Genomic DNA, 13,544 nt, shown 5'->3' on the forward strand with positions numbered 1-13,544 from the left:
AGTTCCGCCAGCTTGCCGAACAACGCTTGCGGTTCAAGTCGTCGTTCCCTAACTGTTCGCCTCATGTCAGATATTCAGGTCCAGACCGATCGCTCCGAAATGGAACCCCCATGGCTGCGCGGGTTGAACGCGCCGCAACGTGAAGCGGTGCTCACCACGGAAGGTCCGGTTCTCCTGCTGGCTGGCGCGGGCACAGGTAAAACCGCGGCGCTAACAGCACGGATGGCGCAGATATTATATACGCGCCAAGCATGGCCGTCAGAAATCCTTGCCGTCACCTTCACTAACAAAGCCGCGCGCGAAATGCGCGAGCGTATTGGCGCCATGGTAGGATCAGCCGTTGAGGGCATGCCTTGGCTTGGCACTTTCCACAGCATTGGCGCAAAGCTGCTGCGCCGCCATGCGGAAGTCATCGGCTTGCAGAGTAACTTCACCATCATTGACACTGATGACCAGATCCGGTTGCTGAAGCAGCTTATTCAGTCGGAGGATCTCGACGAAAAACGCTTTCCCGCGCGTGGGCTTGCGAACTTGCTCGACAAATGGAAAAACGCCGGCAAGTCCCCAGCGGACTTGGACGCGGCAGACAATGAGGCGTTCGCAAATGGCAAAGGGCAACGCATGTATGCGCTATATCAGGCGCGGCTGCTTGCATTGAACGCCTGTGATTTTGGCGATCTATTGTTGCATGGGTTGAACCTGCTGAAAGGCAACCGCGATATCCTCGAAAAATATCAGGCGCAGTTCAAATATATTCTTGTCGACGAATATCAGGATACGAACGCCGTACAATATTTATGGCTTCGCCTCCTCGCGCAGAAACGTAAGAACATCTGCTGCGTGGGCGATGACGATCAAAGCATTTATTCGTGGCGCGGAGCGGAGGTCGCGAACATCCTGCGATTTGAAAAGGACTTTCCTGGTGCAAAAACGATCAAGCTTGAACAAAATTACCGCAGCACGCCGCACATCCTCGCTGCTGCATCGGGCCTCATCAACGCCAATAGCGCGCGACTCGGCAAGACGCTTTGGACCGAGCTGGATGAGGGTGAAAAGGTTCGCATCATTGGCGTGTGGGATGGGCCAGAAGAGGCCCGCCGGGTTGGGGAAGAAATAGAGGCGTTACAATATAAAGGCGAAAGTCTGGACAGCATTGCTATCCTCGTCCGCGCCCAACATCAAACCCGGGAATTTGAAGATCGTTTCATCCAAATCGGTGTTAACTATCGGATAGTTGGCGGTTTTCGGTTCTACGAAAGGGCTGAGATCCGTGATGCTATTGCTTATTTACGTGTAGTAAACCAGCCAGCCGACGATCTTGCCTTCGAACGAATCGTCAATGTGCCAAAACGCGGAATTGGCGATAAAGCCGTAGAGAAAATTCATATCGTAGCCCGCGCAGAGCGCGCGCCCTTGTCAGTGGCTGCGGCACGTCTGGTGGGGACAGATGAACTGACAGGTAAGGCCCGCAAGTCGCTTGCTGACCTCGTGGTGGACATTGCCCGCTGGCGTGACGAAGCGGCAAATATGTCACCTGCTAATCTTACGCGGATGATACTGGACGAAAGTGGTTACACAGCCGTTTTGCAGGCCGAGCGCAGCACGGAGGCATCGAACCGTCTCGAAAACCTGAGCGAACTATCGCGCGCCATGGAAGAATATGAGACGCTAGGTGAATTTTTGGAGCATGTCAGTCTGGTCATGGATAACGACCGGGGCAACAGCGGCGCGAGTGTAACAATCATGACCATACACGCAGCCAAGGGCCTTGAATATGACAATGTCTTTTTGGTCGGATGGGAAGATGGCATTTTCCCTTCACAACGCGCGCTTGACGAGGGCGGACTGGCGTCGCTGGAAGAGGAACGTCGCCTGGCCTATGTCGCGATTACCCGTGCCAAACGCAAATGCACCATAATCCACGCAGCGAACCGCCGGATTTATGGCCAGTGGACAAGTAGCATCCCAAGTCGCTTCATAGAGGAACTGCCGCTCGACCACATAGAGGCCGAGCAGACCATGACCGGCGGCGCATCTTTGTGGCGCGCCAACTGGAGCGAACAATCCGACCCGTTTGCGCACTTGGCCGCCGCCAACGCGACGCGCGCGGGCGCACGCGGTCCTGGATGGCAGCGCGCAGCGACTTCAGGCGGCTTTAACCCCCGTCCCCAGCGTATCGCCGAAAACACGCGCAGCGCGGTAAGCTTGGGGAACGAAGGCAGGCGAGACCTGAGCGTTGGCCTTCGCGTTTTCCATGAAAAGTTCGGCTATGGCGCCATCGCTGTAATCGAAGGTAACAAGTTAGAGATCGACTTCGAACAGGCTGGGCGCAAACGGGTGATGGACAGCTTTGTGAGTTTAACCTGATCACCCTGGTCGGGTATGCATGTGACGGAACGTCCCCACCTTTGACGAGTTTCCTATGCAGTTTGAAATGCATAGGAGATTACGGATGCCCATGATCGAAACGCGCGACGGCACGTGGCTTTACGTGAAGGACTGGGGCACCGGAAACCCGGTTATTCTTATTCACGGCTGGCCGCTATCGTCCGACAGCTGGGACCCAGTTGCGGAAGCGCTGGCCAATGCCGGACATCGGGTCATTTCCTACGACCGGCGAGGATTTGGCCGCTCGGAGCAACCGTGGGATGGTTATCACTATGACGGTCTGACCGACGACCTCGCCGATATCATGAAAGCTACGGGCGCCACCGAAAATGTGACCCTGGTCGGCTTTTCAATGGGCGGCGGCGAAGTGGCTCGATATATGTCACGTTATGAAGGTACCGGCATAGTTCGCGCCGTATTTGTGGCATCCGTCGTGCCCTTTTTGCTTCAGGCCGACGATAATCCAGACGGCGTTCCTATCGAAACCTTCGAGCAAATGACCCAGGAGCTGATCGCAGATCGCCCGGCGTTCATGCGCACATTTCTCCATGACTTTTTTGGTATTGGGTGGCTCAGCAAACCTGTCAGCAATGCTACGTTGGACTGGGCCTGGAACATGACAATGCAGGCTGGGCTTCGCCCTACTTTAAAAGCCGCAGAAGCGTTTTCCTCGACCGATTTCCGAAACGACCTGCCTGCGTTCAACGTTCCGACATTGATCATTCATGGCACGGCAGATTCGACGGTGCCAATTGACCCAACCGCGCGGATGGCCGCTGCCATGATCGACGATGTCACACTCGTCGAATATGCCGGATCTCCGCATGGCCTTTTTGAAACAGACCGCGATCGCTTGATTTCTGATATCATGGCGTTTCTAAACGGCGAAGAACCAGGCTCCCAAGACCCGGAAAATTTTGTCATTAATCCTGCCTTGCCCATGGGTGGGTATTAATAACACCATGAAGCGAAGCATCTAGGATGGGGCTAGTAAAGCCCCATCCTTTGGCGTTAAGGTGCAGAATGAATGTGGGGGCTTCAAATATTATAACCGACGCCAGAGCTGCGCTTCAGCGGCGCGATGGTGCCAGCGCCCGGCGGTTGTTAGCCGAACTACCGGATGATGTAATGCCATGGCTTCTTTTGGCGCAATCATGCAACCTGTTAGGAGATACGCCAGCCGAAGAGGCGGCATTACAGCGCCAGCTCGAATTAGAACCACGTAATCTGTCCGCGTTGATCCTGTCGGGTGAGTTGAAAGCACGGTCTGGCGATGACCGCGCAGCGAACTCCTTCTTTCAAGCGGCTTTAAATCAAGCTGCACGCACACCAAATGTGCCCACAGCGCTTCATCCGATGCTTCACCGCGCACGCAATTTTGTGGGGCAGGTGCAGGTTAAGTTTGAACAACATTTGTTGGACGGATTAGAGCAAGCTGGGCTTGATCGTGCTGGCCGGGTCGGCACGGCCGTGGACTTGCTTCTGGGACGCAAGCAGCTCTATCTGCAACAGCCGTCGAGCTTTTATTTCCCGGGCTTGCCGCAACGCCAATTTTACGAGCGTTATGAATTTTCTTGGCTAGCTGAAATCGAAAATGCGGTGCCCGAAATGCAGGCCGAACTGCGCGAGGTATTGGCGGACGGAAATGACTTTGCGCCTTATGTGGAAGCAAATGGTGAACGTCCCCGGGCTGCCAATCCGCTGATCAACGACCCGAAATGGGGTGCATTTTATTTTTGGCGCAACGGGCAAATCGTTCCCGAAAATGCAGCGCGTTGTCCTGTAACCATGACAGCACTGGAAAGCGCGCCCATGCCCCATATCGACCAGCGGTCGCCGATTGCATTGTGGTCACTGCTTAAGCCAGACACGCATATACAGCCACACCACGGCCTGTTGAATACGCGTTTGATCTGCCACATTCCCTTGGTCATTCCTTCTGATTGTGCGATTCGTGTCGGCAACGAAACACGGGCATGGCGTGAAGGAGAAGCGCTCATATTCGATGACAGCTTCGAACATGAAGCATGGAACAAGAGCGGTGAAACGCGGGTCATATTGCTTTTTGAAATCTGGCGTCCCGAAATATCCCTCGAAGAACGCGCGGCGTTGACCTCGATATTCGAGACGATCAACGATTATCACGGCGCCCCCGAAAATGCTGGCTAATTACCGCTGACAGTAAAAGACAGCTTTGCAGGTGGATAGAAGTCTGAGCATTGCACTAGGAAATATAAGCCGATAGGCGCATATAATATGTCCGATATTTCCTCCGAAATTCATCCCCTTAAGATCGCTGACTTCCGCTTCTACTGGATGGCGCGATTTATGGCGGTGCTTGCGACCATGGGGATGGTCGTTGTCATTGGCTATCAGGCCTATGACATTGCGCGTAGTGATTATGGCATGTCCATTCGCGAGGCGTCGCTGCAACTTGGTCTTTTGGGGCTGGTGCAGTTCGTTCCGCTCGCGCTGCTGACACCGGTCGCGGGGTGGGCTGCGGACCGTTGGGAACGGCGCACCGTCGCGCGACTTGCCAACAGCATCGATATGTTGGTCGCGCTCGCTTTGGGCTGGTTCACCTATATTGAGGGGCTCACCCTGCCCTTACTTTTCCTGTTTGCAGCATTGCATGGCGTAGCGCGGGTTTTTGTTGGCCCATCGATGTCGTCAATTGCTCCCAACATTGTACCGCCAGCATCGTTGCCACGTGCGATAGCGTTAAGCTCAATTGCCTGGCAAATCGGCTCAGTCATCGGTCCAGCTGCTGGGGGACTATTGTTTGCGGCAAGTCCGTCTCTGCCCTATTGGGTTTCGGCTGGACTTATGCTGTTGGCGACAATCAGCCTCAGCCTCGTGCTACCAGTCTACCCACCGCCGATGGAAAAGAAGATTCATCCAGTCCGCCAGATGGTTGATGGCATTCGTTACACCTGGTCCGAACGCTTTTTGCTTGGGGCTATTACGCTTGACCTGTTCGCCGTTTTGCTTGCGGGGGCAACAGCGATGCTGCCTGTTTATGCGCGTGATATATTGATGGTCGGTCCAGATGGACTCGGCCAATTGCGCGCTGCTCCTGCTGTCGGCGCTTCAATCGTGGCGCTGATGCTGACCATTCGACCGTTACGTCGCAACGTCGGGGCTAAAATGCTATGGGCAGTTGTTGTCTTTGGAATTGCCACCATAGGTTTCGGCCTAAGCCATGAAATCGGCACGCGCATATTTGGTGATGCCCGTATTGGCTTTCTTAACATGGGCGCCGGCATGGCGGTCGCGTTGGTCATGCTGGTGGTGCTTGGCGCTTCGGACATGCTGTCAGTCTATGTGCGCTCGTCCCTTGTTCAACTTAACACCCCCGATGACATGCGTGGACGGGTAAGTTCCGTGTCGGGCCTTGCTATTTCAGCATCTAACGAATTGGGTGAACTGCAATCTGGACTGGCGGCTGCCATGCTCGGCCCCGTCGGTGCAGTTGTATTTGGTGGCGCCGGTGCCATATTCATAACAGCAATATGGGCGGGGCTGTTTCCCGAGCTTAAGAACGCCCGCACATTTGAACCGCAATATAGAGGAAAAAGTCCATGAAAGCACAATCGATCCTCGATACCATTGGCAACAGCCCGCATATCCGCATGGAACGTATGTTCCCAAATGCTGAGATCTGGATAAAGTCGGAACGGTCAAACCCTGGTGGATCCATAAAAGACCGCATTGGTCTGGCGATGATCGAGGCGGCCGAGAAAGAAGGCAGTTTGAAGCCAGGCGGAACGATCATTGAACCGACGTCGGGCAACACTGGCGTTGGCCTTGCCATGGTTGCCGCGGTCAAGGGGTATAAACTTATCCTCGTCATGCCGGAATCGATGTCATTGGAACGTCGCCGCTTGATGCTGGCATATGGCGCGTCGTTTGATCTCACGCCCCGCGAAAAGGGCATGAAGGGTGCGATTGAACGCGCACTAGAACTGGTTTCGCAAACACCCAATTCTTGGATGCCGCAACAATTCGAAAATTCCGCGAATATCGATATCCACGTCCGTACGACCGCGCTGGAGATTTTGGAAGACTTCGGTGACTCCCCCATTGACGTCATGATCACGGGCGTCGGCACTGGAGGCCACATTACCGGCTGTGCGCAGGTCCTGAAAAAGGCGTGGCCGAACCTGAAGGTCTTCGCGGTCGAGCCGACCTTGTCCCCTGTTATCAGCGGAGGCCAGCCAGGCCCACATGCTATCCAAGGTATAGGCGCAGGTTTTATTCCCGCCAACTTGCACACCGCGTTACTTGACGGCGTCATTCAGGTAGATCCTGACACGGCGAAGGAATATGCGCGTCGGGCGGCCCGCGAAGAAGGTATGCTCGTCGGTATCTCATCAGGTGCGACGCTAGCCGCTATTGCGCAGAAGCTGCCTGAGCTGGCTGCCGGAAACCGCGTGCTGGGTTTCAACTACGATACTGGCGAGCGCTATCTGTCAGTGCCGGATTTCCTGCCGGTCGAATAAAACAAAAATGCCGGGACTCATCATCCCGGCATTTTAACGTCTTGCGATTCAAAGCGCGATTATGCGGCCGCGAACATTTCCGGCGTTAGCGCCATAATGGCCTCGCTTCCTGCCTCAATTTTGCGACGAAGCGCGCCGCAATCTGGCATGTAGCGTTCTGCAAAGTAACGGGCGGTGACAAGCTTTGTTTCGTAAAATGAAGCGTTGTCAGCGCCAGCATCAAGTGCCTTTTGCGCGCTTTGCGCCATGCGCAGCCATTGCAGGCCAAGCGCGACGATGCCCATAATGTGCATATAATGATGTGCGCCAGCGCCGATATTGTTCGGGTTAGCCATGCCATTTTGCATGAACCACATTGTTGAAGCTTTCAAATCGCCATTGGCTTTCTCAAGACGGGTGGAAAGGTCCGCAAGCGGACCCGATTTTGCAGCAGCGCATTCCTCATCCACAATCTTGAATAATGCCTGGATTGCGCGGCCACCATTTTGCGCCAGCTTACGTCCAACAAGGTCCATCGCCTGCACGCCGTTGGTGCCTTCATAGATCATCGCGATTCGGGCATCGCGCACATATTGCTCCATACCCCATTCGGCGATGTAGCCGTGGCCTCCATATACCTGCTGCGCGTTGGTTGCGACTTCGTAGCCCTTGTCAGTGCCATAGCCCTTGATAACTGGAGTCAGTAGCGACAACAGGTCATCGGCCATCTGACGCTCTTCCTCAGTTTGGGCATGGTGCAGCAAATCGGCTTGCAACGCGCCCCAGAGGCACAAGGCGCGCATTCCTTCTGTAAATGCCTTTGCGTCCATCAACATGCGGCGCACGTCGGGGTGCACAAATAGCGTATCGGCCTTTTGGTCCATATCCTGCGGGCCAGTAAGGGCACGTCCCTGACGGCGGTCTTGCGCATAATGAACGGCGTTTTGGTAAGCGACCTCAGCAACACCGAGGCCTTGCTGACCGACGCCAAGGCGCGCAATGTTCATCATGATGAACATCGCGGCGAGGCCCTTGTTTTCTTCACCGACGAGATAGCCGGTGGCGCCATCATAATTCATGACACAAGTGGCGTTACCGTGGATGCCCATCTTATGTTCAATGGATCCACACGACAGCGTGTTGCGCGCGCCAAGCGATCCATCGTCATTCACAAGAAACTTCGGCACTATAAACAGTGAAATGCCTTTGACGCTGTCCGGCGCGCCGGGTGTTTTGGCGAGCACCAGGTGAATGATATTTTCGGTGAGATCATGCTCCCCTGAGGAGATGAATATTTTGGTGCCCGAAATAGCAAAGCTGCCATCGCCATTTGGCACTGCCTTGGTCCGAATGAGGCCAAGGTCCGTTCCGCAATGCGGTTCAGTCAAATTCATCGTCCCGCCCCATTTGCCCGAAATCATGTTCGGCGCAAATTTGGCTTTCTGTTCATCGCTGCCTTTAACCAAGATCGCGGACACTGCGCCCTGCGTCAGGCCTGGATACATCGCGAACGCCATGTTGGAGCTTGCCATCAGCTCTTCAAAAGCCATGGAAACGATATGCGGCATGCCCTGCCCGCCAAACTCCTCCGGCGCCGACAATGTGCCCCAGCCGCCTTCGCAATAAAGCTTGTAGGCTTCTTTAAATCCATCGGGCGTAGTGACGCTGCCATCCTCATGTCGTGTGCAGCCCTGCAAATCGCCAATCTGGTTCAAAGGGAACAGGACATTTTCGACAAATTTCGCACCTTCGGTCAGGATCGCATCGATCATGTCCGGGCTGGCATTTTCGAAGCCCGGCAAATTGGCGAAGCGTTCAATTCCTAAAACTTCGTTGAGGATGAACTGCGTATCGCGAACAGGGGCAGTATAGCTAGGCATTTTCTATCCTTAAAATTGCATCAAAATAAACTGGTGACGTATCAAGCAGCGGCAGACTTTTCGGCGGCCTCGACTTTTTCCACCGTGGAGACAAATTCGGTCAATTCATTAATTGCGCTTTCAATATCGTCACGCTGGGCTTTCAATAGATTGATCCTGTCCCGACATTTTTCAATTGTGACTCGTCGCTGAATATTCCGGCCGTCGTTCAAGTCATAAAGATCGATCATCTCGCGAATTTCGGCAAGGCTGAAGCCAACACGCTTTGCCCGCAATATCCATGCAAGCCGTGCACGGTCGCGCTTGGAATAAATGCGTGCCAAACCCATTCGCTCAGGCGAAATGAGGCCCTGATCTTCGTAGAAACGTAATGCTCGGGCTGTAACCTCAAATTCGATGGATAAATCGGAGATCGTAAATGACTCCCGATTGAATGCGTCCGGCGTGTCGATGGTTGCATCGGTTCGCCTTTCATCGCGCGTGATAGATGCCATAGCGCCTTCCCTCTTCGTTGCAGTAACGTCACTACTTTACGTTAGCGTAAACGTCAATCGGGGAAGTTGCAGACGTCAAACACAGAATAATAAATTACGCAGACGGGTCAGGAAAAACATTGGACGAATTTGACGCTGGCGGCTGGGTCGCAACCGGTGGGACGAAGGACGGATCGACAGGCGGTTCTGCCGGCACAGCTTCCGGGTCAACCATGGGTGGGGGTGGCGGTCGTTTAACTGGGGTCGATGTGTCTTGCAGAATAACAACCTCTTGGTTCATCTGCGTTACGCCATACAGGGCCTTTGCGAATGCGTGGGGCAAACGGATACAGCCGTGCGACGCGGGATAACCTGGCAGATAGCCGCCGTGAAGGGCGATGCCGTCCCACGTCAGCCGTTGCATATAAGGCATTGGCGCATTGCTGTAGAGATTGGACTTGTGATCCACGTTTTTTTGCAAAATGTTGAATATGCCTGTCGGCGTTTCCTTTCCCTTCTTTCCTGAAGAAATGGTGCTGAAACCGACCAACTTGTCGTTCTGAAAAACATAAATGCGTTGAATATCAAGGACAATTACGATCTTCATCGGCCCTTCGTAAACATCTTGGGCTGCCCAAACAAACTGCCCGGGCCTCAGTGCGTCGATGGGCCCTTTCTTGCGCGGTTTCGGTTCCTGTTCTGCAACGGGTGAGGTAGTATCCGGCGTCGGTACAGCCGGCGTTGCCGCGGTCGTTGGCGTGTCTACCTCCGGCTTGGGTGTCTGGGGCTCAACAGGTACGACCATAGGGCTTTGGGATTGTGGCACAGGGACAGCTTGGCCTTGCACGCGCGATTGACCAATCGCCGTGTTGGGAACGGCTATTACTAACGCAAGCGCAAAAAGACCCTGCAATGTGCGGATGCCGTTGCCGAACTTCATGAAAATGCCCTAACTGCGCAATGAAATGCAGCCTCATGGCCGCGCTCAATGGGACCTTTAGCAACAATGGCACAGGAATTCGACGTCAATTTAGCTAAAGCGGCATAAAAAGAAAAAATGGCAGGCAATGCGCTTAACCGTCCTTGATATACGCTCAATTGCCACCACAGGACTGTTTTTGGAAAGGATTGCTTCCTATCTTTAGTGCATGATAATCGGACGAAGGCAATTAATTCATTCGGCGGTACTTGGTGCAAGTTTGCTTACTGTACCCTCCACCGCAGCTGAAATAATGTTCAAGTCGGGCACGGGAGGTGGTGGCCTTGGCCCGTCGCCTTTGTTACTGGAGCGCGCAAAAGCTGCATTGGCCTCGCATAAGGCTCGCATCCGCAATCGGGACTTGCTCGCGATTGCCGATTTTTCCAAACATTCGCGCGATCCGCGCTTTTATGTGGTTGATTTGCGCAGCGGCAAATCCGACACATTTCTTGTTGCCCATGGCAAGGGTTCGGATCCGGGCCATAGCGGCTGGGTTCAAAACTTTTCGAACGTCCATGGATCCGAAGCCACATCGGCCGGCAGCTACCTCGTCGGTCAGACATATATTGGCCAATACGGCGAATCGCGACGGTTGATTGGACTCGACCCGCAAAATGATCAGGCTGAGGCGCGCGCAATAGTTATCCATCCAGCGTGGTATGTGAACCGGTCGCTCATTCATGACCAAGGCAAGATTGGCCGTAGCCAAGGGTGCTTTGCTTTTGCCAAGGATGACATCAACGTTATTCTGGAGCGGGTTGCCCCGGGATGCCTGTTATACGCCGATAAGGCTTAACATCAGCTCCGGTTGCCGGATTTGAACACACCACAAATAATCCGTTTGCCGCTGTTGCCGCTTGGATCGGTTTTATAATCATCGGCTTTTTCATGAATGATCAGAGATCCGCCATCGGCATCTAGTAGACCCATCGGCCCGGAGAGCACGATGTCTGTCAGTTTGTACTCAAGCGTAATTTTGCGATCAGCGGTTGCGTCGACATTTGGCAAATCGCCATCATGCGCGCCCATCGGGTTATCGCGACCATGCTGTTTCATGGCGGGGTTCCAATGTGGCCCAGCGCTTGTAAAATCAGGTCCTTGGCATTTGCCAACTGCATGAAGATGCATGCCGTACGTCCCTGCGGAAGGTGCCTCAGCAGTTAGGCTGAAGAATATGCCGTCAGTACGCTTGGAAATTGTCGCCACGCCTGCCCAACTGCCATCAGCCCGGGCGAGGTCAGCAGTCACAACTTCTAAAACTTCCGCCGTCTTGGTCGATTGCATTGTCGAGCAGCTAGCGAGTGTCGGGATAATGAGAATCGGCAGCAATTTGCGCATTATTGTCTCCTGAAAGTCGCCTAGCCGTCGCAACATAACATTAAACGCGCGGCACTCAATTTGTTTCGTAAAATCAGTGCACCCAAAGGGAGGGTCTGACGCCCTGGGCGTATAGCAAGGCGGTCAGGTCATTGTTTCTGATTGAGAAATTTGCTGCCTCGGCTAGTTGCGGCCTTGGATGATAACCCACACCAAGGCCGTCACCCGAAACTGCGGCAGCGATCATCGGCATGTCATTGGCACCATCGCCCACGGCTAAAGTCGCGCCCAAAGCAATTTGACGCGTATCAGCAGCAGAATGCAGAACAGCACGCTTGGTTGCGGCATCCACGATATCAGCCGCCAATGCCCCCGTTAGCCGCCCGTCTCTAATCTCAAGTACATTCGCGTGCACTTCAGCGAAGCCTAGCATATCCGCCACAGGACCAGTAAAGCTTGTAAACCCGCCAGAAACTAGAACCGTATGCGCGCGCCAGCCGGCCATGGTGCGGACCAAAATTTCGGCACCCGGCATGGGTCGCACCCGTTCGCGCAGACATTGCTCAATGACATGTTCACCCAGCCCGGCAAGCAACGCGACCCTTGCAGTCAGTGCATCGGCAAAGTCGAGTTCTCCCGCCATTGCGCGTTCCGTTATTGCAGCGATTTCGGGCTTGATACCAGCATAGTCCGCCAGCTCGTCGATACATTCGACGGTGATCATGGTGCTGTCCATGTCTGATACTAAAAGCATTTTGCGCCGGTCATCACCTGACTGCACGACAATGTCAAAGCGGTCTTCCATATCCGACAATGCAGAGCGCGCGCTTGACGGACTGCCATCGAACATGATGTCGACCGCTTTGGCATCGTCAAGCCAGTTGAGTGCGCCCGGCGAACATTCCGCTGCGGCCAAACGGTCCTTAACCTCGGAAATTATGCCGCTCTCAAAACTATCTGCTGCTATCAGAGTGCAAATGGGCATTTCGAATCCTAAAAATATGGTCGCGCTTATTGCGGGTCCGACCGCGAGCGGCAAGACGGCATTAGCGCTGAGCCTCGCTAGGACTGGCAATTATGTAATTGTCAACGCAGATAGCGCTCAGGTATATCGCGATTTGCCGATATTGAGCGCGCAGCCGACGGCGGAAGAACAACGCATTGCTCCGCATCATCTATTTGGCTATTTGGGCGGAATAACACCCTGTTCTGCCGCGCGCTGGGCGGCCGATGCCAAACAAGTGATAACGCAGGCTCATGCGGCGGGGGCAACGCCGATATTAGTGGGTGGAAGCGGGCTGTATATTCGCACATTGCTCGACGGCATTGCGCCCATCCCAGAGGTGGACCCAGAATTGCGGGCATCGATTCGTGCAATGCCCGTCGAGCAGGCTTACGCGACACTGCAGCGCGACGACGCGCCAGTTGCGGCCACCCTTGCACCAACCGACATTAGCCGCATCACCAGGGCTCTAGAGGTTGTTCAAAGCACTGGCCGCAGCATATTCGAATGGCGCGCGACGAAGACTGGCGGCATAAGAAAGCATATCACTCTGCGGCCCTTGCTGCTCTTGCCGCCGCGCCAGTGGCTTTATGACCGCTGCGATGCGCGCTTTGAGTTGATGTTGGAGCGGGGAGCGGTCCGAGAGGTAGAAGCGTTGCTTTCGCGCAACCTCCCGCAAGATGCGCCGGTGATGCGCGCCATCGGCGTGCCGGAAATTTCGGCATTTTTGAAAGGATCCATTCAACGCGATGAAGCTGTTGCGCGCGGCCAGATATCCACCCGGCAATATGCGAAACGGCAGTTTACGTGGTTCAGAAATCAAGCACCGGGGGACTGGGCGCGCGTGGAGACAGCAATAAATGATTCAAATATAGATGATTTTGTAATAAAATTTCAATGATACTATTTGACAAGCCATTTTCTAATCATTAGCTAGCCCGCTCTTGCTTAGCCTGCTGCAGTGCAACATAGGACGGCGACACAATAGATAAGGACTTTCCAGTGCCCGAAAAATCCGGCGCA

General features: G+C 54.3%; 12 protein-coding genes. 7 read left to right on the forward strand and 5 right to left on the reverse strand.

The features are described 5' to 3' along the window. The first annotated feature begins 63 nt into the window (after positions 1 to 63). The 5 genes from ACK4S7_RS01475 (at position 64) to cysK (ending at position 6,890) form a co-directional block, all read left to right on the forward strand. Complete coding sequence (locus tag ACK4S7_RS01475) at positions 64 to 2,367, forward strand: ATP-dependent helicase (RefSeq protein WP_409643781.1); 2,304 nt, start codon at positions 64 to 66, stop codon at positions 2,365 to 2,367. An 85-nt stretch (positions 2,368 to 2,452) separates the two neighbouring features. Next, complete coding sequence (locus ACK4S7_RS01480) at positions 2,453 to 3,343, forward strand: alpha/beta fold hydrolase (RefSeq protein ID WP_409643783.1); 891 nt, start codon at positions 2,453 to 2,455, stop codon at positions 3,341 to 3,343. 68 nt (positions 3,344 to 3,411) lie between these two features. Further along, complete coding sequence (locus tag ACK4S7_RS01485) at positions 3,412 to 4,557, forward strand: aspartyl/asparaginyl beta-hydroxylase domain-containing protein (protein ID WP_409643785.1); 1,146 nt, start codon at positions 3,412 to 3,414, stop codon at positions 4,555 to 4,557. Between the two features lie 87 nt (positions 4,558 to 4,644). Beyond that, positions 4,645 to 5,973 carry an MFS transporter gene (locus tag ACK4S7_RS01490; RefSeq protein WP_409643787.1) on the forward strand — a complete coding sequence of 443 codons (1,329 nt, stop codon included), beginning with the start codon at positions 4,645 to 4,647 and terminating at the stop codon, positions 5,971 to 5,973. Then, complete coding sequence (gene cysK, locus ACK4S7_RS01495; RefSeq protein WP_409643789.1) at positions 5,970 to 6,890, forward strand: cysteine synthase A; 921 nt, start codon at positions 5,970 to 5,972, stop codon at positions 6,888 to 6,890. Before ACK4S7_RS01490 ends, cysK begins: the two co-directional genes overlap by 4 nt. Before the next feature lie 59 nt (positions 6,891 to 6,949). Here cysK and ACK4S7_RS01500 read toward each other — a convergent pair whose 3' ends face one another. From ACK4S7_RS01500 to ACK4S7_RS01510, 3 genes are all read right to left on the reverse strand, one after another. Further along, the gene (locus ACK4S7_RS01500) at positions 6,950 to 8,749 is read right to left on the reverse strand and encodes an acyl-CoA dehydrogenase C-terminal domain-containing protein (RefSeq protein WP_409643791.1); all 1,800 of its coding nucleotides are present in this window, start codon (positions 8,747 to 8,749) and stop codon (positions 6,950 to 6,952) included. Between the two features lie 41 nt (positions 8,750 to 8,790). Further along, positions 8,791 to 9,243, reverse strand: a complete 453-nt coding sequence (locus ACK4S7_RS01505) for a MerR family transcriptional regulator (RefSeq protein ID WP_409643793.1) — start codon at positions 9,241 to 9,243, stop codon at positions 8,791 to 8,793. A 94-nt stretch (positions 9,244 to 9,337) separates the two neighbouring features. Next, positions 9,338 to 10,162, reverse strand: coding sequence for a L,D-transpeptidase family protein (locus tag ACK4S7_RS01510; protein WP_409643795.1), 825 nt, complete (start codon positions 10,160 to 10,162; stop codon positions 9,338 to 9,340). Between the two features lie 292 nt (positions 10,163 to 10,454). Between ACK4S7_RS01510 and ACK4S7_RS01515 the strand changes: the two genes are divergently transcribed. Next, a complete protein-coding gene (locus tag ACK4S7_RS01515; protein WP_409643797.1) occupies positions 10,455 to 10,997 on the forward strand; it encodes a murein L,D-transpeptidase catalytic domain family protein in 543 nt (180 codons plus the stop codon). Between the two features lie 2 nt (positions 10,998 to 10,999). On the opposite strand, the gene ACK4S7_RS01520 is transcribed toward ACK4S7_RS01515, so the two are convergent. Further along, positions 11,000 to 11,539 (reverse strand): superoxide dismutase family protein, encoded by a 540-nt coding sequence (locus ACK4S7_RS01520; protein ID WP_409643800.1) that lies wholly within the window; start codon positions 11,537 to 11,539, stop codon positions 11,000 to 11,002. A gap of 73 nt (positions 11,540 to 11,612) precedes the next feature. Next, positions 11,613 to 12,503, reverse strand: a complete 891-nt coding sequence (serB, locus tag ACK4S7_RS01525) for a phosphoserine phosphatase SerB (RefSeq protein ID WP_409643802.1) — start codon at positions 12,501 to 12,503, stop codon at positions 11,613 to 11,615. Between the two features lie 16 nt (positions 12,504 to 12,519). Here serB and miaA point away from each other — a divergent pair, with 16 nt between their 5' ends. Next, on the forward strand, positions 12,520 to 13,422 hold the full coding sequence (miaA, locus tag ACK4S7_RS01530) for a tRNA (adenosine(37)-N6)-dimethylallyltransferase MiaA (RefSeq protein WP_409643804.1): 903 nt from the start codon (positions 12,520 to 12,522) through the stop codon (positions 13,420 to 13,422). The last annotated feature ends 122 nt before the right edge of the window (positions 13,423 to 13,544 follow it).

This window comes from Sphingorhabdus sp. (genome assembly GCF_046292425.1).
GTDB lineage: Bacteria > Pseudomonadota > Alphaproteobacteria > Sphingomonadales > Sphingomonadaceae > Sphingorhabdus_B.

Excerpts from the sequence above, each read along its gene's own strand:
- ACK4S7_RS01510 (WP_409643795.1), bottom strand. The coding sequence starts at position 10,162 with ATGAAGTTCGGCAACGGCATCCGCACATTGCAGGGTCTTTTTGCGCTT.
- ACK4S7_RS01500 (WP_409643791.1), bottom strand. The coding sequence starts at position 8,749 with ATGCCTAGCTATACTGCCCCTGTTCGCGATACGCAGTTCATCCTCAAC.
- ACK4S7_RS01520 (WP_409643800.1), bottom strand. The coding sequence starts at position 11,539 with ATGCGCAAATTGCTGCCGATTCTCATTATCCCGACACTCGCTAGCTGC.
- ACK4S7_RS01475 (WP_409643781.1), top strand. The coding sequence starts at position 64 with ATGTCAGATATTCAGGTCCAGACCGATCGCTCCGAAATGGAACCCCCA.
- ACK4S7_RS01490 (WP_409643787.1), top strand. The coding sequence starts at position 4,645 with ATGTCCGATATTTCCTCCGAAATTCATCCCCTTAAGATCGCTGACTTC.
- ACK4S7_RS01480 (WP_409643783.1), top strand. The coding sequence starts at position 2,453 with ATGCCCATGATCGAAACGCGCGACGGCACGTGGCTTTACGTGAAGGAC.
- ACK4S7_RS01515 (WP_409643797.1), top strand. The coding sequence starts at position 10,455 with ATGTTCAAGTCGGGCACGGGAGGTGGTGGCCTTGGCCCGTCGCCTTTG.
- miaA (WP_409643804.1), top strand. The coding sequence starts at position 12,520 with ATGGTCGCGCTTATTGCGGGTCCGACCGCGAGCGGCAAGACGGCATTA.
- ACK4S7_RS01485 (WP_409643785.1), top strand. The coding sequence starts at position 3,412 with ATGAATGTGGGGGCTTCAAATATTATAACCGACGCCAGAGCTGCGCTT.
- cysK (WP_409643789.1), top strand. The coding sequence starts at position 5,970 with ATGAAAGCACAATCGATCCTCGATACCATTGGCAACAGCCCGCATATC.
- ACK4S7_RS01505 (WP_409643793.1), bottom strand. The coding sequence starts at position 9,243 with ATGGCATCTATCACGCGCGATGAAAGGCGAACCGATGCAACCATCGAC.
- serB (WP_409643802.1), bottom strand. The coding sequence starts at position 12,503 with ATGCCCATTTGCACTCTGATAGCAGCAGATAGTTTTGAGAGCGGCATA.